Here is a 25373-nt window from a genome sequence, read left to right as displayed (position 1 = left end):
ACCTCCTGTTTCTGCTTTCTAATGCGTTTCCTGATTGTCACCGCTAAGGAAGCTATGGCGTATGCTTAACGCGTTTACATTAGAACAAAATCGCCTGTCTCGTCTCGAGCTGGATGAATCAGATACTCTGGCCGATTCGGTTTGGGTGGATTTGATCGAGCCGGGTGATGATGAACGGAACCGGGTTCAGGCAGAACTGGGTCAAAGCCTGGCGACGCGGCTTGAGTTGGAGGATATTGAGGCTTCCGCCCGTTTTTTCGAAGACGAGGACGGGTTGCATATCCACTCATTCTTTTTTTATGAAGATGCCGAAGACCACGCAGGTAACGCTACCGTGGCATTTACCATTCGCGACGGTCGGCTGTATACCCTGCGCGAGCGTGAACTGCCTGCGTTCCGGTTGTATCGGATGCGCGCCCGTAGCCAGGTTCTGACCGATGGAAACGCGTATGAACTGCTGCTCGATTTATTCGAAACCAAAATTGAGCAATTGGCCGATGAAATAGAAAATATCTACAGCGATTTGGAAGCGCTCAGTCTGGTCATTATGGAAGGCCGCCAGGGCGATGACTATGATGAGGCCCTGTCGACGCTGGCGGAACTGGAAGATGTGGGTTGGAAAGTTCGCCTGTGTCTGATGGATACGCAGCGCGCGCTGAATTTTCTGGTGCGCAAGGCGCGGCTACCGTCTGGTCAGTTGGAGCAGGCCCGTGAAATCCTGCGCGATATCGAATCGCTGTTGCCGCATAACGAATCCCTGTTCCAGAAGGTTAACTTCCTGATGCAGGCGGCGATGGGGTTTATCAATATTGAACAAAACCGGATTATCAAAATATTCTCGGTGGTGTCGGTGGTATTCCTGCCGCCCACGTTGGTCGCATCCAGTTACGGTATGAACTTCACATTTATGCCCGAGCTGAAATGGTCATTTGGTTATCCTGGCGCCATTGCCGTCATGATCCTGGCGGGGCTAGCCCCGTATCTCTATTTCAAGCGTAAAAATTGGCTCTAGCGGTAAGAATGAAACACTTTCCCCCCATCGCCCAATGGGCCACATTGCTGTTATGTTCTTTGGCGCTGGGATTTAGCCTGCAGCATATCAACTTCCCCGCCGCGCTGCTGATGGGGCCCATGTTAGTGGGCGTAGTGATGGCGCTGTGTGGTACAACCATCAGTATAGATCCGCGGGTGTTTATCGGTTGCCAATCGATTCTCGGCTGTATGATCGCCCTGACACTGTTACCGGGTATTCTCACCGTCCTGCTTGCCGACTGGTTGTTGGTGCTGTTGGTATTGATGATGACGCTGTTGGCGAGCGGCTTATCGGGTTGGTTGCTGGTGAGGTTCAGCAGCCTGCCCGGGCCAACCGGCGCGTGGGGTTCCTCTCCAGGCGGTGCTTCGGCCATGGTGGCTATGGCGGGAGAGTTCGGCGCAGATGTACGCCTGGTGGCGTTTATGCAGTATTTGCGTGTGCTGTTTGTAGCCGCAGCAGCAGCCACGGTCGCTCACCTGAGTATGGAAAATGGCGTGGGCCTGACACCGGAGGTCGAATGGTTCCCGTCGCTGGATGCGCGTTTTGCCGCGACGCTGGTGATTGCTTTCGCCGGTGCCTGGCTGGGTAAACGGTTGCATATCCCCGCCGGCGCGCTACTGATCCCCATGCTGGTGGGGGCTGGGCTGCACGTTAGCGGTATTTTTTCCATGCAGGTGCCTGAGTGGCTGCTGGCCTTAGCCTATGCGTTTATCGGCTGGAGCGTGGGGCTGCGTTTCACTCCCGCTATCGTGCTGTTGGCGTTAAAAACCCTGCCGCAGATGGTGGCGTCGATCATTGGCCTGATCCTGCTATGCGGATTTATGGCCTGGTTGCTGACACTGCTGCTGCCGGTGGACTTGTTGACTGCCTACCTGGCCACCAGCCCTGGCGGGCTCGACACGGTAGCGATTATTGCCGCTGGCAGCCATGCGGATATTGGTTTTGTGATGGCGATGCAAAGCTTGCGGCTGTTTTCGATCCTATTGCTGGGGCCAGCAATGGCCCGTTTTATTTCACATCACGCTGCGCCGAATGTGTCGTGATTTTTGCCGCATGACCAACGCATCAAAAATAAATACCGCCAGTGCCAGCCAGATAAATCCAAAGGCAAACAGCTTATCCTCAGTCATGGTTTCACCATAAAACAGCACAGCCAGCAGGAACATTAGCGTTGGGCCAAGATATTGGAAAAATCCCAGCGTCGATAGGCGCAAACGGTTGGCGGCGGCGGTGAATAACAACAACGGTGTGGTAGTGATAACGCCTGCCGCCACCAGCAGCAGATTTAATTGCCACGGATTAGCCGCCAGATGGCTGGTGGGTGAATCGGCAACGACAAACAGATACCAGGCGCCAGCCGGCAGTAGCCATAGGGTTTCGATCATCATGCCGATCTGCGGATCGACCGCCAATTTCTTGCGCAGTAGGCCGTAAAAAGCAAAGCTGAAGGCCAGACCCAAGGCAATCCACGGCAGCGATCCAAACTTCCACAACTGCATTAACACGCCGCACATGGCCAATATTACCGCCAGCCATTGCAGTTTACGAAAGCGCTCGCCGAGAAAGATCATCCCCAGCAGAATATTCACCAAGGGGTTAATAAAATAACCCAGACTGGCTTCCAGCATATGATGATGATTCACTGACCAGATATACAACAGCCAGTTACCCCCCACCAGGACGGAGGTGACACCCAGCAGCAACAGTATCTTGGGACGGCGGAACAGATCACGCACCTGTCGCCATTTATGGCATAGGCTGAGCAGCAGCACCATAAAAACCATCGACCAGATAATTCGATGGGTGAGAATTTCTGTGGCCGGTACCTGTTGTATGAGTTTGAAATAGGCCGGGGCCAGTCCCCAAATCAAATAGGCGCCAAGTGCGCATAATATGCCCTGACGCGTGGGGTTTTCGTTCATGGGGTAGCCTGATTAATAACAAAATAAGCGAGCAAGTATAAGCTAAACCTATCGGTTATTCATCTGCAGAGTCATTGCGGGTGCCCTCCCACAGGCCGCAACCGAACAATGCCCGGGTGATGACAGCGCCTTACACCGGGTCGATTGCCTTTTTTACATGTAAGAATGTTGCGTAATTTGCTAAAAGAAATAGCGGATAGTGTGTAAAATGGCCTGCTTGCACTCGCCGGTATCACTGCGTACTTTCGGAGAAAAAATATATGCGTAAGCTTTTGGGTGCCACTGTGCTTTTTCTGGGTTCAACCTCGTGTTTATATGCCAACGGAGCATATGCGGCAGAAGCAACGGTGCAGCAAATTCACGATACTCCTGCAGTGAAAGGCAGCATTATCGCGAATATGTTGCAAGAGCATGATAACGCGCTGGTGCTTTATCCATACGAAAGCAACTACGTTATGTACACCTATACCAGCGATCTCAATAAAGAATCCATCAAATCCTATGACTGGGCAAAAAACGCACGCAAGGATGAATTGGATTTTCAGTTGAGCCTGGGATTTCCGCTGTGGCGGGGCATTGCCGGCGATAATTCTGTGTTGGGGGCGTCCTATACTCAACACTCATTATGGCAAGCATCCAATACCAAGGAATCATCGCCGTTTCGCGAAACCAATTACGAACCACAGCTGTTTGTTGGCTGGGCAACGGACTATTATTTAGGCGGCTGGACGCTGCGCGACGTTGAGGTAGGGGTAAACCACCAGTCGAACGGTAAAGCCGATCCCACCTCACGCAGTTGGGATCGTGCTTATACCCGACTGATGGCGCAAAATGGCAATTGGCAGGTGGAAGTTAAACCCTGGTTCACCTTCAGCAGCAAAAGTGACAACCCGGATATCACCAAATACATGGGATATTACCGGTTGAAAGTCGGCTATACCTGGGGCGAGAGTGTGTTTAGCGTCGAGAGCCGGTACAACTGGAATACGGGTTATGGCAGCGGTCAGCTGGGGTGGAGCTATCCTATTAACAAGCATGTGCGTTTTTACACTCAGCTGTTTAACGGGTACGGTGAATCCTTGATTGATTACAATCATCGGCAAACCCGTATCGGCGTGGGTTTTATGCTCAACGATATGATGTAAGTTCCAAGATTTCGCCACAGGGGCCGACAGTTCGGCCTCTGAACAAGATAAGTTGGGGAAGATGTGTCAACGTTGGCTGTAATAGATCGGGAAGCATTGGCTGAACAGGTATTACACGATACCTTCGGCTATCAGCAATTTCGTCCGGGTCAGCAAGCACTGATCAACGCCGTCATCAACGGTAGGGATTGTCTGGCGATAATGCCTACCGGCGGCGGTAAATCCTTATGTTATCAAATTCCCGCCCTGGTAATGGACGGATTAACGGTGGTGGTATCGCCCTTGATCTCGTTGATGAAGGACCAGGTCGATCAACTGCTGGCTTACGGCGTCGCCGCAGGATGCCTGAACTCCACCCAGACCCGTGAGCAACAGCATGAGGTGATGGTAGGGTGCCGGGAAGGGCGGATTAAACTGCTCTATATCGCACCGGAACGGCTGATGATGGACAATATGCTGGATCAGTTGCTGCAATGGCGTCCTGCCATGATAGCCGTTGACGAGGCCCATTGTATCTCTCAGTGGGGACATGATTTCCGCCCCGAGTACCGTACGCTTGGACAAATTAAACAACACTTCCCCGGTTTGCCGTTTATTGCCTTGACTGCCACGGCGGATGAAACGACCCGTCTGGATATTGTTCGCCTGTTGGACCTGCACGACCCACTGATTCAAATCAGCAGCTTCGATCGTCCCAATATCCGTTATACCCTGGTGGAAAAATACAAACCTTTTGAACAGCTTTGGCATCTGGTCCAGGGAAAAAGCGGCAAATGCGGTATTATTTATTGCAACAGTCGCTCGCGAGTTGAAGACATCAGCGCGCGGCTGCAAAGCCGTGGCGTCAGCGCCGATGCCTATCATGCCGGTTTGAGTAATGAACGGCGCGCCCAGGTACAAGAAGCCTTTCAGCGTGATGATCTGCAAATTGTTGTGGCCACCGTGGCTTTCGGCATGGGCATCAACAAACCCAACGTGCGTTTTGTGCTGCATTATGATATCCCGCGCAATATAGAATCCTATTATCAGGAGACCGGCCGCGCCGGACGTGATGGCCTCCCCGCCGAAGCTGTTTTATTTTACGATCCCGCCGATATGGCCTGGTTACGCCGCTGTCTGGAAGAAAAAGCCCCCGGTGAGCAACAGGATATCGAACGCCACAAGCTCAACGCCATGGGTGCCTTCGCCGAAGCGCAAACCTGCCGTCGACTGGTGTTGCTGAATTATTTTGGTGAAAGCCGCCAGCAGCCGTGCGGCAATTGCGATATTTGTCTCGATCCACCTAAGCGCTATGATGGACTGGAGGAAGCCCGCAAGGCGTTATCCTGTGTCTACCGGGTTGGCCAGCGTTTTGGCATGGGTTATATCGTCGAGGTGCTGCGCGGCGCCAACAGCCAGCGTATCCGCGACTATGCCCATGATAAACTGCCGGTCTACGGCATTGGCCGCGATCGTACCAACGAGCATTGGGTCAGTGTGATCCGCCAATTGATTCATCTGGGCATGATCAGTCAAAATATTACGCAGCATTCGGCGCTACAGCTTACCGAATCGGCGCGCCCGGTTTTGCGCGGCGAAGTGCCGTTAATGCTGGCCGAGCCGCGGCTGCCCAATTTAAAAGCGCGCAGCAGCGCGCCGAAGACTTACGGCGGCAACTACGATCGGCCACTGTTCGCGAAATTGCGGCGATTGCGCAAGTCATTGGCGGATGACGCCAATGTGCCGCCGTACGTGGTATTTAACGACGCTACACTGCTGGAAATGGCGGAACAACTACCGGCCACTCCCGCCGATCTGCTGCGGGTCAACGGTGTGGGCCACCGAAAACTCGATCGATTTGGCCTGCCGTTTCTGACCGTTATCCGTGAGCATCTGATCGATGACGACCCAGTGTAGCGATGCAATGATGCTTGGTTGTGTTCAACCAACGTCAACCAAGCCACCGAGACGGGGGTTCCGTCAATGCGGAAATCGCGCCGTGCGGGGTCAATAATACTCGCTGGAGTAACCGATAATGCTGATTCTGTTTGCTACCGTGGCCATGGTGCATCTGATTGCCCTGATGAGCCCAGGGCCTGATTTTTTCTTTATATCTCAAACCGCAGTCAGCCGCTCGCGACGCGATGCCATGATGGGGGTGCTGGGGATTACGCTGGGTGTTGCCGTATGGGCAGCGGTGGCGTTGTTGGGATTGCATTTGTTACTGCAAAAGATGCGCTGGCTGCATAGCCTGATTACCGTGGGCGGCGGCGTGTATCTGTGCTGGCTGGGCTGGCAACTGCTACGCGCCGCGCGCCGGCCCTCGGCACCGGTTGAAACCCCGCAGGATGTGGTCGCCCACGGTGGCCGCATCTTTTTTCGTGGTTTGTTTACCAATCTTGCCAACCCCAAAGCGGTCATCTATTTCGGTAGCGTATTTTCGTTATTTGTGGGCGACAACATCACTTCCGGTGTCCGGGGTGGCCTGTTTATCCTGGTGATCGGCGAAACACTACTCTGGTTTAGCCTGGTGGCGCTGGTGTTTGCCCTGCCAGTCATGCGCCGTGGTTATCAGCGCATGGCGCGCTGGATCGACGGCGTTGCCGGGGTGTTTTTTACCAGTTTCGGTCTGGGACTGATTATTTCGCGCTAGCCAACAATGCGCCCACCATAATAAACAACGAACCAAAGGTGCGGTTTAAACGCCGCATCTGTTGTGGTCCTTTAAGCCAGTGGGCCAATCGGGTGGCAAGCGTGGCATAACCAATCATGACAATGATGTCCACTGCCAGCGTTGTGATGCCCAGGACCAAGTACTGCGGGGTCTGCGGGTAATGCGGCAGCACAAACTGTGGGAACAGTGCGGCCAGGAAAACGATGCTTTTGGGATTGGTCAGGTTGACGAAAATGGCGCGCTTAAACAGCTGACGCCTGGGTATCATGCTGGCCGAGGTGTCGAGGCTGAAACTGCCGGCGGCCCGCCATTGCTGAATGCCAAGCCAGACCAGATAGGCTACCCCAAGCCATTTTAACACTTCAAACGCCAGCAGCGAATGCGCGAACAACGCACCCAGGCCGATGCCCACCAGCACGATATGCGTGGCCAGGCCCACCTGCAGGCCGGCAATCGACGCCACAGCGCCGCGATAACCATGGCTGATGCCGGTACTCATGGTGTTAATGGCCCCAGAGCCGGGCGACAGGCTAAGGATGGTTGTTGTGAGCAGGTAGGTGAGCCACCAGTCCCAGGTCATTAATTGCACTCCCTGAAATGTTGTTTTTATGTCACAATGTACTGATACGGTATCACCATACATAAGGCCCATGGTTAAGCCATTGCATCAGTTGGCGCCGAACTGAAAGAGTAGCCTTTTCCCCATCCACACGGCAACGGTTTTCCAGCGCGCCGGACAGTATTATTTTGCTCATGTCATGCCAGGAGTAGCGTAGGTGTTTTCAGTACATAAACAAAGTTGGTTAACCCGCGAACAACAATTTGCTGCGTTTTCCACCGGGCCGTTATTGGATTTCTGGCACGGACGGGAAGAGGGGGAGTTTACCGGAGCGCAAGGGATGCCGATTCGTTTTGTCCGTTTCCGATCGCCCCAGCATACAAAAGTTATCGTGATCAGTACCGGTCGTATAGAAAGCTACGTTAAATACCCTGAAACCGCTTATGATCTTTATCATTGTGGTTATGATGTCATGATCATCGACCATCGTGGCCAGGGGCGCTCCGGGCGGTTGCTGATGGATACTCACCGGGGGCATGTGCTGCAATTTGGTGATTACGTCAGCGATTTCACCCAGTTCTGGCAGCAATTTGTGGCGCCTGGGCACTATGAACGCCGTTTCGCGCTGGCTCACTCCATGGGCGGGGCGATTCTGGCACTTTTCCTGGCCGCCAATCCGGCAGCCTGCGATGCGGCGGTATTATGTGCGCCGATGTTTGGCATCCGCCTGCCGATGCCTAACTGGCTCGCCTGGCAAATTCTAGAGTGGACCGAGCAACGACCGGCCATGCGTGATTATTATGCCATCGGCACCGGCCAGTGGCGACCGATGCCGTTTATGCTCAATACACTTACGCATAGCGCGCAGCGCTATCGGCGTAATTTACGGTTTTATGCTGACGATCCCGAACTACGGGTCGGCGGTCCGACCTACCACTGGGTCAGGGAAGGCGTGTTGGCGGGTCATGACGTACTGGCCAAAGCTGTCGATATCACCACTCCGGTCTTGCTGTTGCAAGCCGGGGAGGATCGCATTGTTGATAACCGCAGTCATGACACCTTTTGCCAAATCATGGCGGCGTCAGGGCATCCTTGTGATACGGAGAAACCCGTCAGGATCGAAGGCGCCCGGCATGAGATCCTCTTTGAGACAGACAGTTTTCGTGCCGAAGCCTTAAATAGGATCACGGCCTATTTTGCCCGATATCATTAAATTTCGGCTATTCAAACCCAATAGATTTCAAGCTGCAGGGTTTATGCCGCCAACACCAGAGGTTTATAACGCATTATGTATCAAGTCGTCGCATCCGATCTCGATGGTACCCTGTTAGCGCCGGATCATACCCTCAAGCCTTACACCAAAGAAACCCTGCAGTTGCTGACGGCCAGGGGCATTAACTTTGTGTTCGCCACCGGCCGCCATCACGTCGATGTTTCACAGATCCGCGATAATCTGGGCATTAGCGCTTATATGATCACCTCTAACGGCGCGCGGGTGCACAACCCTGACGGGGAGCTGATTTTTGCCCATGATGTGGATACGGATATTGCCGCAGACCTGTTTGGTTTGGTGCATGACGATCCAGAGATCCTGACCAATGTTTACCGGCGCGATGATTGGTATATGAATCGTAATCAGCTTGATCAGCAGAATTTTTTCCGCGAGTCGGATTTCAGTTATCAACTGTACGAACCGAGCCAGATGCCGACGGACGGTATCTGCAAAGTGTACTTTACCAGTGATAACCATCAGCGACTGATGGCCTTGGAAGACACGCTGAATGCGCGCTGGGGCGATCGGGTCAATGTTTGTTTTTCCCTGCCGGTCTGTCTGGAAGTGATGGCGGGTGGTGTATCCAAGGGACATGCTCTGGATCAGGTGGCGAAAACCCTGGGGTATTCATTACTGGACGCAATTTCGTTTGGCGACGGTATGAACGATAAAGAGATGCTCACCATGGCGGGAAAGGGCTGCATCATGAGCAATTCCCATCAGCGGTTAAAAGATTTGCTGCCCGAGCTGGAAGTTATCGGCACCAATGCCGATGAAGCAGTGGCCCGTTTGCTGCGCAAAATGTATTTGTAATCCATTGAATCAACGCGTTAAAATCGTTCAAATTTATTGAATAGAGCGATGAGTTTTTTGCCCTTTCATATTCTCAGCGCAAGTCTAGACTAAAGAAAACGTTGAGGAGACTTGAACATGATTTACTTAAGAGCAGCAAACGATCGTGGCCACGCCCAGCATGGCTGGCTTGATAGCTGGCATACTTTCTCTTTTGCCGACTATTATGATGCCAATTTTATGGGCTTTTCGGCCTTGCGGGTGATTAACGAAGATCGCATCGCCGAAGGGCAGGGTTTTGGTACCCATCCCCATAAAGATATGGAAATTTTGACCTATGTTTTGTCGGGAACGGTGGAACACCAAGACAGCATGGGTAACAAAGAGCAGATCCATGCCGGTGAGTTCCAAATTATGAGTGCCGGTACTGGTGTGCGGCATTCCGAATATAATGGCCGTGACGACAGTCCGCTGCACCTTTATCAAATCTGGATCCTGCCGCAGCAAACCGGATTGCCACCGCGTTACGAACAGCGCCGCTTTGATGCGCCCCGTGGTCGGCAGTTGGTACTGTCCCCCGATGCGCGTGAAGGGTCGCTAAAGGTGTTCCAGGATATGACCTTATCACGCTGGGCGTTGACCGAAGGGCAGCAGGAAACGCTGGCATTAACCCCGGGACGCCGTGTCTGGATTCAGGTCGTGCGCGGCGAGCTGGATATTAATGGCCAGCCGGTGAGCACCAGCGATGCCCTGGCGGTATGGGATGAAACCGACGTGACATTGCACGCCAGCCAGGACAGTGAAATACTGGTATTTGACTTACCGCCGGTATGAGCTGACATAACCGATTAATGGCTAACACCACCCAACACCCCGCGAGCTTGTGCCAGCGGGGTGTTGATGTCGGCACATGCTGGGGCGGGCGTCGGCTCAACGGATAAACATACTCGCCAAGACCTTTTTTTGGTAAACTCCACCCATTCTGGGTAGGAGTCGTCATGTCGCAAATCAAGAAAAAAAGACCAGGGCTTCAGGATGTTGCCGATAAGGTCGGCGTGACCAAAATGACGGTGAGCCGTTTTTTGCGCAATCCATCGCTGGTTTCCGAAGCGTTGCAGCACAAAATCGCCCAATCTTTGGATGAGCTGGGTTACATACCCAACCGGGCACCCGATATACTCTCCAATGCCACTAGCCGGGCCATTGGAGTATTACTCCCTTCTCTTACCAATCAAGTGTTCGCCGAAGTGCTGCGCGGCATTGAAACGGTAACCGACGCCCATGGTTACCAAACCATGCTGGCGCATTACGGTTATCAACCGGAAACCGAAGAGCTGCGGCTGACCTCGCTACTGTCTTATAATATCGACGGGCTGATTTTGGCCGAACGTTCGCATACCCCCCGTACTCTCAAGATGATTCAGGTCGCCGGTATTCCGGTGGTGGAAATTATGGACAGCGTATCGCCGTGTTTGGATATTGCGGTGGGCTTCGATAATTTTGAAGCGGCGCGACAGATGACGCTGCATATCATTTCTCGTGGACATCGCCGGGTGGTCTACTTCGGTGCCCGCCTCGATGAGCGCACTATCATCAAACAGCGGGGTTACGAGCAAGCCATGCAAGAGCAGGGGTTGCCGCCTCACAGTGTGATGGTGGCTGATTCGTCTTCCTACTCCACTGGCGCTGAGTTGTTTCGGCAGGCCCAGCGAGAGTATCCGGCGATGGACAGCGTGATCTGTACCAATGATGATCTGGCCATCGGTGCGATTTTTGAATGCCAGCGCCAAGGCCTGAGAATTCCACAAGAAATGGCTATCGCCGGATTCCATGGTCACGACGTGGGGCAGGCGATGCAGCCTAGGCTTGCCAGCGTGCTTACCCCGCGTGAGGAGATGGGGCGGCTGAGCGCCGAGAAGCTGCTGGCCCGCTTGCGTGGCGAGTCCGTCACACCGCTTAAAACGGATGTGGGTTTCACCTTGTTGCCCGGCGACAGCATCTAGTTGCAGTCCCTCCCCCTGCAGGAGACTGCTAGGGGGCCCATCCTTACCCATTTCCACCCGTGTTTATTTTTATCCACTCTCGCTAATTCAACACCGCCCATTAATATGATCTACCTCCCAAAACGCTAATTTACTGCCGTTGATGGATTCCATTAAGTAATGTTACCGGTATCATGATACCGGTAACATTGTATTACCCACTATGCTCTAACGGTTGGTCGGGAAGTATCCCTAACTTGCGCATCACTAACCCGAATGCATAACTACTCGAAGGTGAGGCCAGCGAGACCTTGCCGGGAAAAGACGCCATTGAGGATTTTTTATGCCGCTTTTTATCGTAGCCATAGGTGTAGCGCTGCTGCTGCTACTCATGATTCGTTTTAAATTGAATGGGTTTATCGCCCTGATCCTGGTAGCGCTGATTGTCGGGGTGCTTGAAGGCATGCCGGTGAGTAAGGTGCTGATGTCCATTAAATCCGGTGTTGGCGGTACCCTCGGCAGCCTGGCTCTGATCATTGGCTTCGGTGCCATGCTGGGTAAACTGCTGGCGGATTGCGGCGGCGCGCAGCGTATCGCCACGACACTCATTGAGAAATTCGGTAAGCAGAATATTCAATGGGCGGTAGTGGTCACCGGGTTTACCGTGGGTTTCGCACTGTTTTATGAAATTGGCTTTGTGCTGATGCTGCCGCTGGTGTTTAGCCTCGCCGCCACCGCGCGCATTCCATTACTGTACGTCGGCGTACCGATGGCGGCAGCGTTATCCGTGACCCACGGATTCTTGCCCCCCCATCCAGGGCCGACAGCCATTGCCACCATTTTTCACGCCGACATGGGTAAGACCCTGCTGTATGGCGCTATTCTGGCAGTGCCGACGGTGATCCTGGCCGGCCCGGTATACAGTCGCTTCCTCAAAGGCATTGATAAGCCGGTACCGGAAGGTTTGTATAACCCGAAAATTTTTACCGAACAGGAAATGCCGAGTTTTGGCGTCAGTGTCTGGACCGCGTTGGTACCGGTGGTCCTAATGGCGCTGCGCGCCGTGGCTGAAATGATTCTGCCCGCCGGCCATGTCATTCTGCCCTATGCCGAATTTTTTGGTGACCCGATTATGGCGACCCTGATTTCGGTGCTGATTGCCATCTTTACCTTCGGTATTAATCGTGGCCGCAGTGTGGATCAGGTCATGACCACCATCAGTGATTCCGTCAAGATTATCGCCATGATCCTGCTGATCATCGGTGGCGGCGGGGCGTTTAAACAGGTGCTGGTAGACAGTGGCGTCGGGACGTATATCGCCTCATTAATGGAAGGAAGCCGTATTTCACCGCTGCTGCTAGCATGGAGTATTGCCGCCGTCCTGCGTGTCGCCTTAGGGTCTGCCACCGTTGCCGCCATAACCGCCGGCGGGATTGCCGCACCGCTAATCGCCACCACCGGTGTCAGCCCCGAATTAATGGTTATCGCCGTTGGTTCAGGCAGCGTCATTTTCTCCCACGTCAACGATCCGGGTTTCTGGCTGTTTAAAGAATATTTCAACCTGACCATCCTGGAAACCTTCAAATCCTGGACAGCGCTGGAAACCATTATTTCAGTGTGCGGTTTGGTGGGGTGTTTGTTGTTGAATTTGGCCATCGCCTAAATACCCGTCATCTTTCGCGCTGCAGGTGTGTTGGCTGTCCTCGTTCACCCCAGTCACTTACATAAGTAAGCTCCTGGGGTTCACTGCGTTGCCGCCTTCCTGCAACACAAAAGCTATAGGGTATCGCCCATCATCTTTCGCGCACGAGCCTCCAGGGATGGATTTACGGCGTCTTTACGATCTTACCCATCATGCCCGCAAACCCCGCTTAGTGATTAAACTCAGGCTAGCTAAACCCATCATCGCGCGCGCTGCAGGTGCGTTAGCTGCGTAAATAGGTGCGTATGCCATCCAGGAACATCTGGGTGGACAACATCACCAGTAATAACCCCATCAGCCGCTCCAACGCATTAACGCCTTTATCGCCCAACAACCGAATAAACAGCGTTGACTGCATCAGGATGATCACCGATAGGCCCCAGGCAATCAGTAGCGCCACCACCAAATGGCTAATTTGCAACGGGTATTGATGTGATAACAGCATCAGCGTGGCGAGTATCGACGGACCTGCCACCAGCGGAATGGCCAGTGGGACCAAAAACGGCTCCTCCCCTGCGGGCAGCCCGCTGCCACCGCCTTCCTGTGAAGGGAAAATCATTTTAATGGCGATCAGGAACATAATAATGCCCCCAGAGATCGACACGGTTTCCGAGCGCAAATTCAAAACGGCTAAAATCTTTTCGCCGGCAAATAAAAACACCAGCATCAGCAAGAGTGCAATCAGCAACTCGCGTATCACAATGGCGCGTCGCCGTTTAGGTTCAATGTGTTTTAACACCGACATAAAAATCGGCAAATTGCCCAGCGGATCCATGATTAAAAACAATAAAACGGTGGCCGAAATCATTTCAGTCATTGTTACCTCGTGGGCTTGTGCCCTTAATCAACCCAAATGCCCGTCATACTTCACGTTGCAGGTGCGTTGGCTGCACTCGTTCACCCGAATCACTTACTTGAGTAAGCTCATCGGGATTCTCTCGATTGCTGCCTGACTGTAACGCGAATTATTTAGGGCATGCCCGTCATACTTCACGTTGCAGATGCGTTGGTTTCCTCGCGCATTATTTAAGGCATATTAGCGTTGCTGCTTAAAAACTTCCCCTAATCGAATAATTTCGCTTGCAGCAATTCGACCACTTTTTGTAAGGTGGTTACATACCCTACAGTTATATGTGGATTCTACAGGCCCAATATCCTTTGTTACCTTCCAAGGCAGGACAGTAAACATGAAAAACGTTGGTTTTATCGGTTGGCGCGGTATGGTCGGTTCGGTGCTCATGCAACGCATGAACGCGGAACACGACTTTGACGCCATCCGTCCGGTATTCTTTTCAACTTCCCAACATGGGCAGGCTGCGCCGGTAATAAACGGCCTGCAAGGGGCGTTGCAAGATGCCTACAATCTGGAGGCGCTTAGCGCTCTGGATATCATCGTTACCTGCCAAGGCGGCGATTATACCAACGAAATCTATCCAAAGCTGCGGGAAATCGGCTGGCAAGGGTATTGGATCGATGCGGCATCCTCGCTACGCATGGATGATAACGCGATCATTGTGCTTGATCCGGTCAATCAGTCGGTGATCCAGCAAGGTTTGAACCAAGGGGTGAAAACCTTTGTCGGCGGCAACTGTACCGTGAGCCTGATGTTGATGTCGCTGGGCGGTTTATTCGCCCACAACCTGGTGGACTGGGTGTCGGTTGCCACCTACCAGGCCGCGTCTGGTGGGGGTGCGCGTCATATGCGTGAACTGCTGGTGCAGATGGGACAGTTGCACAATGAGGTGGCTAAAGAGTTACAGGATCCAGCGTCGGCGATATTGGATATTGAGCGTAAAGTCACCGCGCTAACCCGCAGCGGCACCTTGGCGACGGATAATTTTGGCGTTCCGCTGGCCGGCAGTCTGATCCCCTGGATTGACAAGCAGCTTGACAACGGCCAGAGCCGTGAAGAGTGGAAAGGTCAGGCTGAGACCAATAAGATCCTCAATAGCGACCGAGTTATTCCGGTGGATGGATTGTGCGTGCGGGTCGGCGCGCTGCGCTGCCACAGCCAGGCATTCACTATCAAGCTGAAACAAAACGTTGCCCTGCCGGAAATCGAGCAGATGCTGGCCACCCATAATGACTGGGTCAGCGTGGTGCCCAACGATCGTGAGCTGTCGATGCGTGAGCTAACACCCGCTGCGGTAACCGGCACATTAAAAACGCCGGTGGGACGTTTGCGTAAATTAAATATGGGACCGGAATATCTTTCTGCGTTTACCGTGGGTGATCAACTGTTATGGGGTGCGGCGGAACCACTGCGGCGTATGCTGCGTTTGTTAGCCTGATATCTACCCATCATCCTTCCCGTTGCAGCAAGGTATCGCACTACCATACCTGCCACTGGAAAGATGACGGTTATCCTCTGTAACCATCGCCCGGTCCGCAGTTAGCGGGACGGGCGTGTCTCCCCCGTATTTTCCCTTTCTGAGTGCGTGTTCTGACAATCTTAAAATTTATTTATTTATAAAAAAAACTGAATGTATCGCCTTTCTATCTACAATTATGATTAATAGAACATTTTCACCAAAGGGCATTAACGCTTCCCATCATTTTATTTAATAATAAAAATTTTGGTTAGCACGAAGTAATCTATCTTTTAAACCTTTAGCTATTATTATTATTGCTAAGTCTATGATTGCGCCTAGGGTGTAATAAACATTTACATAAATTGATGCACAAACCGTCGATTTTCACCGCTGGTGGGCCCTCAACTAAGGGTATTCGCGCCGGTGGAATGGTAGCAGATGACAAAAGATACGGTACTTTTATTTGGAAATATTCTTTTATTTCATGGAGTAATCAAAGGAAGAATACCATGTCAGGATTCCCCGACCATGAGGTCATCACAGCATTGGTTGCCGGTCGTTATGCCGACCCGTTTTCTTTATTGGGTATGCATGTCACCCATGAAGGTTTAGTTGTACGTGCGTTATTACCCGATGCCAGTGCGGTAACGCTGATTGATAAAAAAAGTGGGCGCAAGATCACAGAATTAACCTGTGAAGATGCGCGCGGTTTTTTTTGCGTGCAATTAGATCGCCGCAAGAAACCGTTTCCTTATAAATTATCGGTCACCTGGCATGAGCAGACGTATCTTATTGAGGACCCCTATAGTTTTGGGCCGTTATTACAAGATATCGACAGTTGGCTGCTGGCCGAAGGTACCCATTTACGCCCCTATGAACGTCTAGGCGCCCATCCAGATAAACTGGATGGGGTTGGCGGCATGCGATTTGCCGTTTGGGCACCTAATGCTCAGCGGGTTTCGGTGGTCGGCGAGTTTAATTTCTGGGACGGACGCCGCCATCCGATGCGCCAGCGCCGGGAGAACGGTATTTGGGAACTGTTTTTGCCGGAGGTGGGTATTGGACAACTGTATAAATATGAAATCATTGACTGCCACGGTCAAACGCGGCTGAAAGCCGACCCTTACGCATTCGAAGCGCAAATGCGGCCTGAAACCGCGTCCCTGACCCGGGGCCTGCCACCGATCGCCGACAGTGACCCTGGCAGAAATGCCGCCAATGGCCTTAATCAACCGATCTCGATTTATGAAGTCCATCTCGGCTCATGGCGGCGCCATACACAGAATAATTTCTGGCTCAGTTATCTGGAGCTGGCGGAACAATTGGTCAACTATGTCAAGTATATGGGTTTTACCCATATCGAACTGTTGCCCATCAACGAGCATCCGTTTGACGGTAGTTGGGGCTACCAGCCACTCGGTATTTACGCGCCCACCCGCCGTTTCGGCACGCCGGAAGATTTCCGGGAGTTAATTGATGCCGCGCACCGCGCTGGGATCAACGTGCTGTTGGACTGGGTTCCCGGCCACTTCCCCGGCGATGAGTTTGGACTGGCAAAATTCGACGGCACGTCGTTGTATGAATATGCCGATCCCCGCGAAGGATTACATCAAGATTGGAATACCCTGATTTATAACTATGGCCGCAACGAGGTACGTAATTTTTTAGCGGGTAACGCGCTGTTCTGGCTGGAGCGGTATGGGATTGATGGATTACGGGTAGATGCGGTGGCGTCCATGATTTACCGTGATTACAGTCGTCCGGCTGGACAATGGGTACCCAACCATTATGGCGGTAATGAAAACCTCGAAGCCATCGCCTTTCTGCGCTACACCAATCACACCCTCGGTACCCAGCGTGACGGCGCTATTACCCTGGCCGAAGAATCCACCTCGTTTTCCGGTGTGACCGCGCCGCCGGAAAACGGTGGTCTGGGGTTTCATTACAAATGGAACATGGGCTGGATGAATGACACGCTGAGCTATATGCAGCTCGATCCGGTGCATAGGAAATACCACCATAATAGTATGACGTTCAGCATGGTGTACGCCTACAGCGAAAACTTTGTGCTGCCGCTGTCCCATGACGAGGTGGTACATGGCAAGCATTCCATTCTTAACCGCATGCCCGGCGATATGTGGCAAAAGTTTGCCAATGTGCGCGCATATTACGGGTTTATGTGGGGGCATCCTGGCAAAAAGCTGCTGTTTATGGGCAATGAATTTGCCCAACTGCGCGAGTGGAATCACGATGTCAGCCTGGATTGGCACCTGCTCGACGATCCCAACGGCATGCATAGCGGCGTACAGCGCCTGGTACGCGATTTAAACCAGTGTTATCGCCAACATCCACCGCTATATGAAGTGGATTATCGTTATAACGGGTTTGAATGGCTGGTGGCCGATGACAGCGAAAATTCGGTTTTTGCCTTCTTGCGTCGGGACGCCAGCGGTGGCGAAATGATTGTCGTGAGCAATTTTACCCCGGTGCCGCGCCACGGCTACCGCATCGGTATCCCGACACCGGGCCGTTGGCGCGAGGTGCTCAATACCGATTCCCACTATTACAACGGCAGTAATGTGGGCAATGCTGGCGAACTGCTCAGTGAAAATATTGCCAGCCATCACCGTGAGCATTCATTGCTATTGACCTTGCCGCCACTGGCGACGATTTTCCTGATGCGGGAGAGCTAATGGAGATCTTGTCTGGCGGTTCTCCCGAGCCCTTGGGGGCCAGCGTTGAGGGTCATGGGGTTAACTTTAGCCTGTTTTCGGCCCATGCCGAGCGAGTGGTGCTATGCCTGTTTGATGCACAAGGCAATGAGCGCCAGCTTGAGTTGGGTGGGCACAGCGGCAGCCGATGGCATGGCTTTTTGCCGGACGCCCGGCCCGGACTGCGTTATGGCTATCGTCTGCATGGCCCATTTGACCCTGCACAGGGACATCGCTATAACCTGGCCAAATTGGTTATCGATCCCTATGCCCTGGCTTTGGACGGAACGGTTGCCGATGTCGCCGCGCTGTATGACGGCGCCGACAGTGCCGATAATCTCGACAGCGCGCCATGGGTGCCGAAATCAGTGGTCGTGGACCCCCGCTACGACTGGCAGGGGGATCGTTATCCCGCCACGAGCTGGGGCAATACGGTCATTTACGAAGCCCATGTGCGTGGGCTCACCCAGCGGCATCCCGACATTCCAGCGCCGCTACGCGGCACTTACGCCGGTCTTGCACATCCGGTGATGATCGATTATCTCACCACCCTCGGCATCACGGCCATTGAGCTATTACCGGTACAACAACATGCGGACGAACCTCGTTTGCAGCGCCAGGGTTTGCGTAATTACTGGGGATACAACGTACTGGCCCCCTTTGCGGTGGAGCCGCGTTATGCCGCGGGCCAGGATAATCTCTCGGCGTTGGACGAATTTCGCGCCATGGTCAAAAAACTGCATGGTGCCGGTATCGAAGTGATTTTGGATGTGGTGTTCAATCATACCGCAGAATTGGATTTGCCAGGCCCCACGCTTTCACTGCGCGGCATTGATAACTGTCGTTATTACTGGCTGGATGAGCAGGGGGATTATCAAAACTGGACCGGTTGTGGCAATACGCTAAAACTCGCCGACCCTGATGTGGCCACTTGGGTGTTGGATTGCCTGCGTTTTTGGCGCCAGGACTGCCATGTGGACGGTTTTCGCTTCGACTTAGGCACGGTGCTTGGACGCACACCGGCCTTTGATCCAACGGCGGCGCTGTTTGCGGCAATCAGCCAGGACCCGCAGCTCAAGGGGTGTAAATTTATTGCCGAACCGTGGGACATCGGTCCTGATGGCTACCAGGTCGGTCGGTTTCCGTCACCGTTTGCTGAATGGAACGATCGTTTTCGCGATGACATGCGTCGTTTCTGGCTGCACAACACGATTGCGCTGGGGGCGTTTGCCCGACGTCTGGCCGCCTCCAGTGATCTGTTTCACCACCCTGATCGGACACCTGGTGCCTCGATTAATATGTTAACCGCCCATGATGGTTTCACCTTGCAAGATGTGGTGAGTTTCAATGACAAACATAACCAGGCTAACGGCGAAAATAACCGTGACGGCGCGTTTGACAACCACAGTGCTAACCATGGGTATGAAGGCATTGATGCCGGGAGCGATGTCCAGGCGAGGCGGCGGGTGAGTCAGCGGGCCCTGCTGGCGACGCTGCTGCTGTCCCAAGGCACTCCGATGCTGCTGGCCGGTGATGAGCATGGCCATAGTCAGCAAGGCAATAACAACGCATATTGCCAAGATAATGAGCTCACCTGGCTGGATTGGCAGCGGGCTGACCCGGAGCTGACGCGTTATACCGCCGCCCTGATCCGTCTGCGCCAACAGATTCCGGCACTGACCCATAACTGCTGGTGGACCGAGGGCGATGGGCAGACCGTCGCATGGTTGAATCCCCAGGCACAGGCGCTTAGCGCAGGAGAGTGGGAGCAGGGTGAGCCCCTGTTGCAAATCCGCCTGTCACAAGATTATTTGTTTGTGATCAACGCCACGACAAAAACCGGCGAAATCACCTTACCTGAAGGGAGATGGGTTCTGCTGGAACCGTTTCGGTGCCCAGACTCATCACTATCGATAGGCTGTCTGCGTGTGGCAGCTCATACGTTTAGCGTACTGCTAAAGCAATAATAAGGGGTCGGTGATGGTGAGATTTGAAGAAAGCAACCCGGTGATGCTGGCCAGACAATTGCCGATCCAGTCCGTCGCGTTAATTCTGGCGGGAGGGCGCGGATCGCGTCTGAAAGATCTCACCGCCAAACGGGCCAAACCGGCGGTGCATTTTGGCGGTAAGTTTCGAATAATCGATTTTGCGCTGTCCAATTGCCTCAATTCGGGTATTCGCCGTATCGGCGTCATTACGCAGTACCAATCCCATACCTTGGTGCAACATATCCAGCGCGGTTGGTCTTTCCTGAATGAGGAAATGAATGAGTTCGTGGATTTACTGCCTGCACAGCAGCGGTTTGCCACCGAACATTGGTACCGGGGCACGGCGGATGCGGTGTCGCAGAATCTGGATATCATTCGGCGCTATCGTGCAAAATATATCGTGATCCTGGCCGGTGACCATATCTATAAAATGGATTACTCACGCCTGCTGATCGATCATGTCGAAAAAGGGGCCAAATGTACGGTGGCCTGCCTGCCGGTACCGCGCCTTGAAGCCAGCGACTTTGGCGTGATGGGGGTAGACGATCACTATCGGGTGCTGAGTTTTGTTGAGAAACCGGCGGATCCACCGGCGATGCCGGGTTGCCCCGATATGGCCCTGGCGAGCATGGGTATCTATGTGTTTGATGCCGATTATCTGTTCCAACTGTTGGAAGAAGATATGCTCACCGAAGGCTCCAATCACGATTTCGGCAAAGATATTATTCCCAAAGTGACCGCACTCGGCGAGGCCTGGGCGCATCCCTTTACGCTGTCATGTGTCTCATCGGCCGAAGATGATGCGGCCCCGCCTTACTGGCGTGACGTCGGCACGCTTGAGGCGTACTGGCGTGCCAACCTCGATTTGGCCTCCGTCATGCCGGAACTGGATATGTACGACCAAAACTGGCCGATCCGCACGCATATGGAGCCCCTGCCACCGGCCAAGTTTGTTCAGGATCGCGCGGGAAACCATGGTGTCACGCTTAATTCGCTGGTTTCCGGCGGCTGTATTCTCTCCGGCGCACATGTCAGCCATTCGGTATTGTTCCCCCGGGTTCGGGTCAACTCATTCTGTACCCTGGATGAAGCCGTCATTCTGCCGGATGTGGTCGTGGGACGCTCTTGCCGCTTACGACACTGCATTATCGATCGCGCCTGTTCGATCCCGGAAGGGATGGTGATTGGCGAAAATGCCGAAGACGATCAACGGCGATTTTATTGTTCGGAAGAAGGGATCGTCTTAGTCACCAGCGAAATGCTGAACAACATTGCATAGGCAGACCTGTCGCGTGAAAGGTCGTCGAAAAAGAATAAGCCTAAACGGGAGCGAGAATGCAGGTTTTACATGTATGTTCTGAACTGTTCCCCTTGTTGAAAACGGGGGGATTGGCCGATGTGGTCGGGGCTTTGCCCGCTGCGCAAATTGCTGAGGGAGATGATGTCCGAGTCTTATTGCCGGCGTTTCCCGATCTACGCAAGGGGATCCCCGCAACCCGCATCGTCAACCAATTTGAGGTGTTCTCACGCAGCGTGACGCTGCTTTACGGTCGTTTCAACGGCGTGGGCATTTATCTGATTGATGTGCCTGACCTGTATGATCGGCCCGGTAGCCCCTACCACGATCAGGATCAGTATGCCTATATGGATAACTACCTGCGCTTCGCTTTGCTGGGATGGGTAGGCAGTGAGATGGCTTCGGGCCTGGATGCCTCATGGCGCCCAGACATTGTCCAAGCCCATGACTGGCACGCCGGTCTAACCTGTGCGTACCTGGCGGCTAAAGGGCGACCGGCCAAGTCGGTGTTTACCGTGCATAATCTGGCCTACCAGGGGTTGTTCTCTGCTCAGCATCTGCCGGAGCTAGGATTGCCTGCTGATTATTACCAGACCTATGGGATGGAATTTTTCGGCCAGATCTCTTATCTCAAGGCCGGGTTATTTTATGCCGATCATGTCACCACCGTCAGCCCCACCTATGCACGGGAAATTACCCAGCCGGCCTACGGTTATGGTATGGAAGGCTTGCTGGCGTCATTGCAGTCCCAGGGCCGATTGACCGGTATTCTTAACGGTGTCGATGATGCTATTTGGAATCCGACGCATGACGCCATGCTGTCCAGCTGCTATAACCGTGACGTATTGGAGGCTAAATTAAACAACAAACGCCACCTGCAGACCGCGATGGGACTGACGGTGGATGAAAAAGTGCCGTTGTTTGCGGTGGTCAGTCGGCTAACCAGCCAGAAAGGGCTGGATTTGGTATTGGAAGTGTTGCCTGATTTATTGGATCAAGGGGGGCAGCTTACCGTGCTGGGAGCCGGTGACGTCACCTTGCAGCAGGGATTCCTGGCGGCGGCCGCGGAATATCCCAGTCAGGTTGGGGTTCAACTGGGTTATCACGAAGCGTTTTCTCATCGGATGATCGGCGGGGCAGATGTTCTTATGGTACCTAGCCGTTTTGAGCCCTGTGGGCTGACGCAGTTATACGGGCTGAAATACGGCACGTTGCCACTGGTGCGCCGTACTGGCGGGCTGGCGGATACGGTGACCGACAGCTCGCTGGAAAATCTTTCCGACGGCATCGCCAGCGGATTTGTGTTCGAGGATGCCACTGCCAGCGCGCTGCAGCGGGCCATCCGACGGGCGTTTGTGTTATGGTCAAGACCCGCTCTTTGGCGTTATGTTCAGCGCCAGGCAATGGGCTTGGATTTCAGCTGGCACGTTGCGGCCCGGGCTTATCAGTCGCTTTATCAACGGCTGTAGAAACTTACTGATTGGGAATGAATGTCATGAACTCTCCCTTTATTTATGCATCCCCGACGCTCAGTGTAGAAGCACTGAAACACTCTATCGCCTATAAGCTGATGTTCACCATCGGCAAAGATCCCTCTATCGCCAATAAACATGAGTGGTTGAACGCCACGCTGCTGGCGGTGCGGGATCGGATGGTGGAACGTTGGCTGCGTTCCAACCGCGCCCAGTTATCCCAAGACGTACGTCAGGTATATTATCTGTCCATGGAATTTTTGCTTGGCCGGACGCTGTCCAATGCGCTGCTGGCCATGGGCATTTACGACGACACCCAGGCGGCCTTGGCCGATATGGGGTTCGAACTCGACGATCTGCTGCAAGAGGAGAATGACCCAGGGCTGGGTAACGGTGGTCTTGGCCGCCTGGCCGCCTGTTTCCTTGATTCCATGGCGACCTTGGCATTGCCGGGACGGGGTTATGGCATTCGTTATGAATACGGCATGTTCAAACAGAATATCGTTAATGGACAGCAGGCGGAATCGCCGGATTATTGGTTGGAATATGGCAACCCCTGGGAGTTTCCTCGCCACTCGACCCGTTATAAAGTCCGGTTTGGCGGCCGGGTGCAGCAGGAAGGGACCAAAACCCGCTGGGTGGAAACCGAAGAAGTTCTGGCCTGCGCCTACGATCAGATTATCCCCGGTTTTGATACCGATGCCACCAATACCTTACGCTTGTGGAGTGCCCAGGCCAGCAACGAAATCAATCTTGGCAAATTCAACCAAGGGGACTACTTCGCCGCCGTTGAGGATAAAAATTATTCAGAAAATGTTTCCCGGGTGCTTTATCCCGATGATTCCACCTATTCAGGCCGCGAATTGCGCCTACGCCAGGAATATTTTTTAGTCTCCGCCACCATGCAGGATATTCTGTCCCGCCATTGGCAGATGCATCAGACGTTTGATAACTTGGCGGAGAAAATCGCCATTCATCTCAACGATACCCACCCGGTACTGTCGATACCAGAATTAATGCGTCTGCTGATTGATGAGCATAAATTCAGTTGGCTACAGGCCTGGGCGGTGGTGAACCAAGTCTTCTCTTATACCAACCATACTCTGATGAGCGAGGCGCTGGAAACCTGGCCGGTGGATATGCTGGGCAAAATCCTGCCGCGCCAGTTGAAAATCATTTTTGAAATTAATGAATATTTTCTCACCAGCGTGCAAGAAAAAATCCCCAACGACAGTGCACTGCTGTCCCGGGTGTCCATTATTGACGAACACAATGGCCGGGTAGTGCGTATGGCTTGGCTGGCGGTGATTGCCAGCCATAAAGTCAATGGCGTGTCGCAATTGCATTCCGATTTAATGGTGCAATCGCTCTTTGCCGATTTCGCCCGTATTTTTCCGGACCGGTTTTGCAATAAAACCAATGGCGTCACCCCCCGCCGCTGGCTGGCACTGGCCAACCGGCCGCTGTCGGCAGTACTGGATGAGACGATAGGACAAACCTGGCGCACCGATCTGAGTCAGTTGGCAGAAATAAAAGCGCAAATTGATTACCCGGCATTTATTCAGCAGGTGCGCAACGCTAAGCTGGAAAATAAAAAAGCGCTGGCCGTTTATATGGCGACAGAATTAAACGTGGTGGTGGATCCGGCTGCCTTGTTTGACGTGCAAATTAAACGCATCCATGAATATAAACGTCAGTTGATGAATGTATTACACATCATCACCCGCTATAACCGTATCCGGCAGGATCCGGATGCCTTGTGGGTGCCTCGCGTGGTGATTTTTGCCGGCAAAGCTGCGTCGGCATACCATATGGCCAAACAAATTATTCAATTGATCAACGATGTCGCGGCCGTCATCAATAACGATCCACTGATGAAAAATCGGCTAAAAGTGGTTTTTATCCCGAACTATAGCGTCAGTCTGGCCCAACTGATTATTCCGGCGGCCGACCTGTCCGAGCAAATCTCCCTGGCGGGCACCGAGGCGTCGGGCACCAGCAACATGAAATTCGCCCTCAATGGCGCTCTGACTATCGGTACCCTGGATGGTGCCAATATAGAAATGAGCGAACACATGGGGATCGACAATATGTTTATTTTCGGCAATACGGCCGAACAGGTGGAAACCTTGCGCCGCGAGGGTTATAACCCCCGGCGCTATTTTGACCAAGACCCCGAGCTTAACCAGGCGCTGACACAAATCGCCTCCGGTGTATTTAGCCCCATCGACGCCAATCGTTATCGTAATTTGTTCGATACCTTGGTGAACTTTGGCGATCATTATCAGTTGCTGGCGGATTATCGCAGTTATATCGACACGCAGGATAAGGTGGACAAACTTTATCGGCAACCGGATGAATGGGCCCGCCGTTGCGTATTGAATATTGCCAGTATGGGGTATTTTTCATCCGATAGAACCATTCAGGAATACGCCGATGAAATATGGCATGTGAAACCGGTGAAGTTGTAAAAAAAAACGACCACTTCAGCGACATTGACGCCGTTTCCTTTTAATCAGGCCTGTTATCGCT

20 protein-coding genes are annotated in these 25373 nt (G+C 53.2%); 16 read left to right on the top strand and 4 right to left on the bottom strand.

The features are described from left to right. Positions 1-61: 61 nt before the first annotated feature. Positions 62-1012 (top strand): magnesium/cobalt transporter CorA, encoded by a 951-nt coding sequence (gene corA / locus SJI19_RS10420; RefSeq protein ID WP_323478192.1) that lies wholly within the window; start codon positions 62-64, stop codon positions 1010-1012. A gap of 8 nt (positions 1013-1020) precedes the next feature. Next, positions 1021-2076 carry an AbrB family transcriptional regulator gene (locus SJI19_RS10415; RefSeq protein ID WP_323478191.1) on the top strand — a complete coding sequence of 352 codons (1056 nt, stop codon included), beginning with the start codon at positions 1021-1023 and terminating at the stop codon, positions 2074-2076. Here SJI19_RS10415 and rarD read toward each other — a convergent pair. Then, a complete protein-coding gene (gene rarD, locus SJI19_RS10410; protein WP_323478190.1) occupies positions 2047-2955 on the bottom strand; it encodes an EamA family transporter RarD in 909 nt (302 codons plus the stop codon). The two genes, SJI19_RS10415 and rarD, sit on opposite strands and share 30 nt — an antisense overlap. A 260-nt stretch (positions 2956-3215) precedes the next feature. Between rarD and pldA the strand changes: the two genes are divergently transcribed. From pldA to rhtC, 3 genes are all read left to right on the top strand, one after another. Next, entirely contained in the window at positions 3216-4100 is an 885-nt protein-coding gene (gene pldA / locus SJI19_RS10405) for a phospholipase A (protein WP_323478189.1), read from the top strand. A gap of 63 nt (positions 4101-4163) precedes the next feature. Beyond that, positions 4164-5996 carry an ATP-dependent DNA helicase RecQ gene (gene recQ / locus SJI19_RS10400; protein ID WP_323478188.1) on the top strand — a complete coding sequence of 611 codons (1833 nt, stop codon included), beginning with the start codon at positions 4164-4166 and terminating at the stop codon, positions 5994-5996. A gap of 118 nt (positions 5997-6114) precedes the next feature. Then, positions 6115-6732, top strand: a complete 618-nt coding sequence (rhtC, locus tag SJI19_RS10395) for a threonine export protein RhtC (RefSeq protein WP_323478187.1) — start codon at positions 6115-6117, stop codon at positions 6730-6732. On the opposite strand, the gene rhtB is transcribed toward rhtC, so the two are convergent. Both rhtB and SJI19_RS10385 read right to left on the bottom strand, forming a co-directional pair. Next, a complete protein-coding gene (gene rhtB / locus SJI19_RS10390) occupies positions 6719-7333 on the bottom strand; it encodes a homoserine/homoserine lactone efflux protein (RefSeq protein WP_323478186.1) in 615 nt (204 codons plus the stop codon). The two genes, rhtC and rhtB, sit on opposite strands and share 14 nt — an antisense overlap. A 52-nt stretch (positions 7334-7385) precedes the next feature. Next, entirely contained in the window at positions 7386-7508 is a 123-nt protein-coding gene (locus SJI19_RS10385) for a hypothetical protein (protein WP_323478185.1), read from the bottom strand. 21 nt (positions 7509-7529) lie between these two features. Between SJI19_RS10385 and pldB the strand changes: the two genes are divergently transcribed. The 5 genes from pldB (at position 7530) to gntT (ending at position 13022) form a co-directional block, all read left to right on the top strand. Further along, the gene (gene pldB, locus SJI19_RS10380; RefSeq protein ID WP_323478184.1) at positions 7530-8525 is read left to right on the top strand and encodes a lysophospholipase L2; all 996 of its coding nucleotides are present in this window, start codon (positions 7530-7532) and stop codon (positions 8523-8525) included. A gap of 75 nt (positions 8526-8600) precedes the next feature. Continuing rightward, positions 8601-9398: a sugar/pyridoxal phosphate phosphatase YigL gene (gene yigL, locus SJI19_RS10375; protein WP_323478183.1), complete on the top strand. Its 798-nt coding sequence runs from the start codon at positions 8601-8603 to the stop codon at positions 9396-9398. A 117-nt stretch (positions 9399-9515) separates the two neighbouring features. Next, positions 9516-10211, top strand: coding sequence for a pirin family protein (locus SJI19_RS10370; protein WP_323478182.1), 696 nt, complete (start codon positions 9516-9518; stop codon positions 10209-10211). A gap of 173 nt (positions 10212-10384) precedes the next feature. Continuing rightward, on the top strand, positions 10385-11380 hold the full coding sequence (gene gntR, locus SJI19_RS10365) for a gluconate operon transcriptional repressor GntR (RefSeq protein ID WP_323478251.1): 996 nt from the start codon (positions 10385-10387) through the stop codon (positions 11378-11380). A gap of 322 nt (positions 11381-11702) precedes the next feature. Next, positions 11703-13022: a gluconate transporter gene (gene gntT / locus SJI19_RS10360; protein WP_323478181.1), complete on the top strand. Its 1320-nt coding sequence runs from the start codon at positions 11703-11705 to the stop codon at positions 13020-13022. Between the two features lie 262 nt (positions 13023-13284). Here gntT and SJI19_RS10355 read toward each other — a convergent pair whose 3' ends face one another. Next, positions 13285-13878 carry a YhgN family NAAT transporter gene (locus tag SJI19_RS10355; protein ID WP_323478180.1) on the bottom strand — a complete coding sequence of 198 codons (594 nt, stop codon included), beginning with the start codon at positions 13876-13878 and terminating at the stop codon, positions 13285-13287. 370 nt (positions 13879-14248) lie between these two features. Between SJI19_RS10355 and asd the strand changes: the two genes are divergently transcribed. From asd to glgP, 6 genes are all read left to right on the top strand, one after another. Beyond that, positions 14249-15352 (top strand): aspartate-semialdehyde dehydrogenase, encoded by a 1104-nt coding sequence (gene asd, locus SJI19_RS10350; protein ID WP_323478179.1) that lies wholly within the window; start codon positions 14249-14251, stop codon positions 15350-15352. A 530-nt stretch (positions 15353-15882) separates the two neighbouring features. Next, positions 15883-18066: a 1,4-alpha-glucan branching enzyme gene (glgB, locus tag SJI19_RS10345; protein WP_323478178.1), complete on the top strand. Its 2184-nt coding sequence runs from the start codon at positions 15883-15885 to the stop codon at positions 18064-18066. Beyond that, positions 18066-20051: a glycogen debranching protein GlgX gene (glgX, locus tag SJI19_RS10340; protein WP_323478177.1), complete on the top strand. Its 1986-nt coding sequence runs from the start codon at positions 18066-18068 to the stop codon at positions 20049-20051. Before glgB ends, glgX begins: the two co-directional genes overlap by 1 nt. A gap of 13 nt (positions 20052-20064) precedes the next feature. Next, positions 20065-21351, top strand: a complete 1287-nt coding sequence (gene glgC / locus SJI19_RS10335; protein ID WP_323478176.1) for a glucose-1-phosphate adenylyltransferase — start codon at positions 20065-20067, stop codon at positions 21349-21351. 56 nt (positions 21352-21407) lie between these two features. Next, positions 21408-22838: a glycogen synthase GlgA gene (gene glgA, locus SJI19_RS10330; RefSeq protein ID WP_323478175.1), complete on the top strand. Its 1431-nt coding sequence runs from the start codon at positions 21408-21410 to the stop codon at positions 22836-22838. A 26-nt stretch (positions 22839-22864) separates the two neighbouring features. Further along, positions 22865-25312, top strand: coding sequence for a glycogen phosphorylase (glgP, locus tag SJI19_RS10325; RefSeq protein ID WP_323478174.1), 2448 nt, complete (start codon positions 22865-22867; stop codon positions 25310-25312). Positions 25313-25373: the final 61 nt, after the last annotated feature.

Origin of the sequence: Acerihabitans sp. TG2 (assembly GCF_035013185.1) — a bacterium.
Taxonomy (GTDB): domain Bacteria; phylum Pseudomonadota; class Gammaproteobacteria; order Enterobacterales; family Enterobacteriaceae; genus Acerihabitans.
This window is presented reverse-complemented; position numbering and strand designations above follow the sequence as displayed.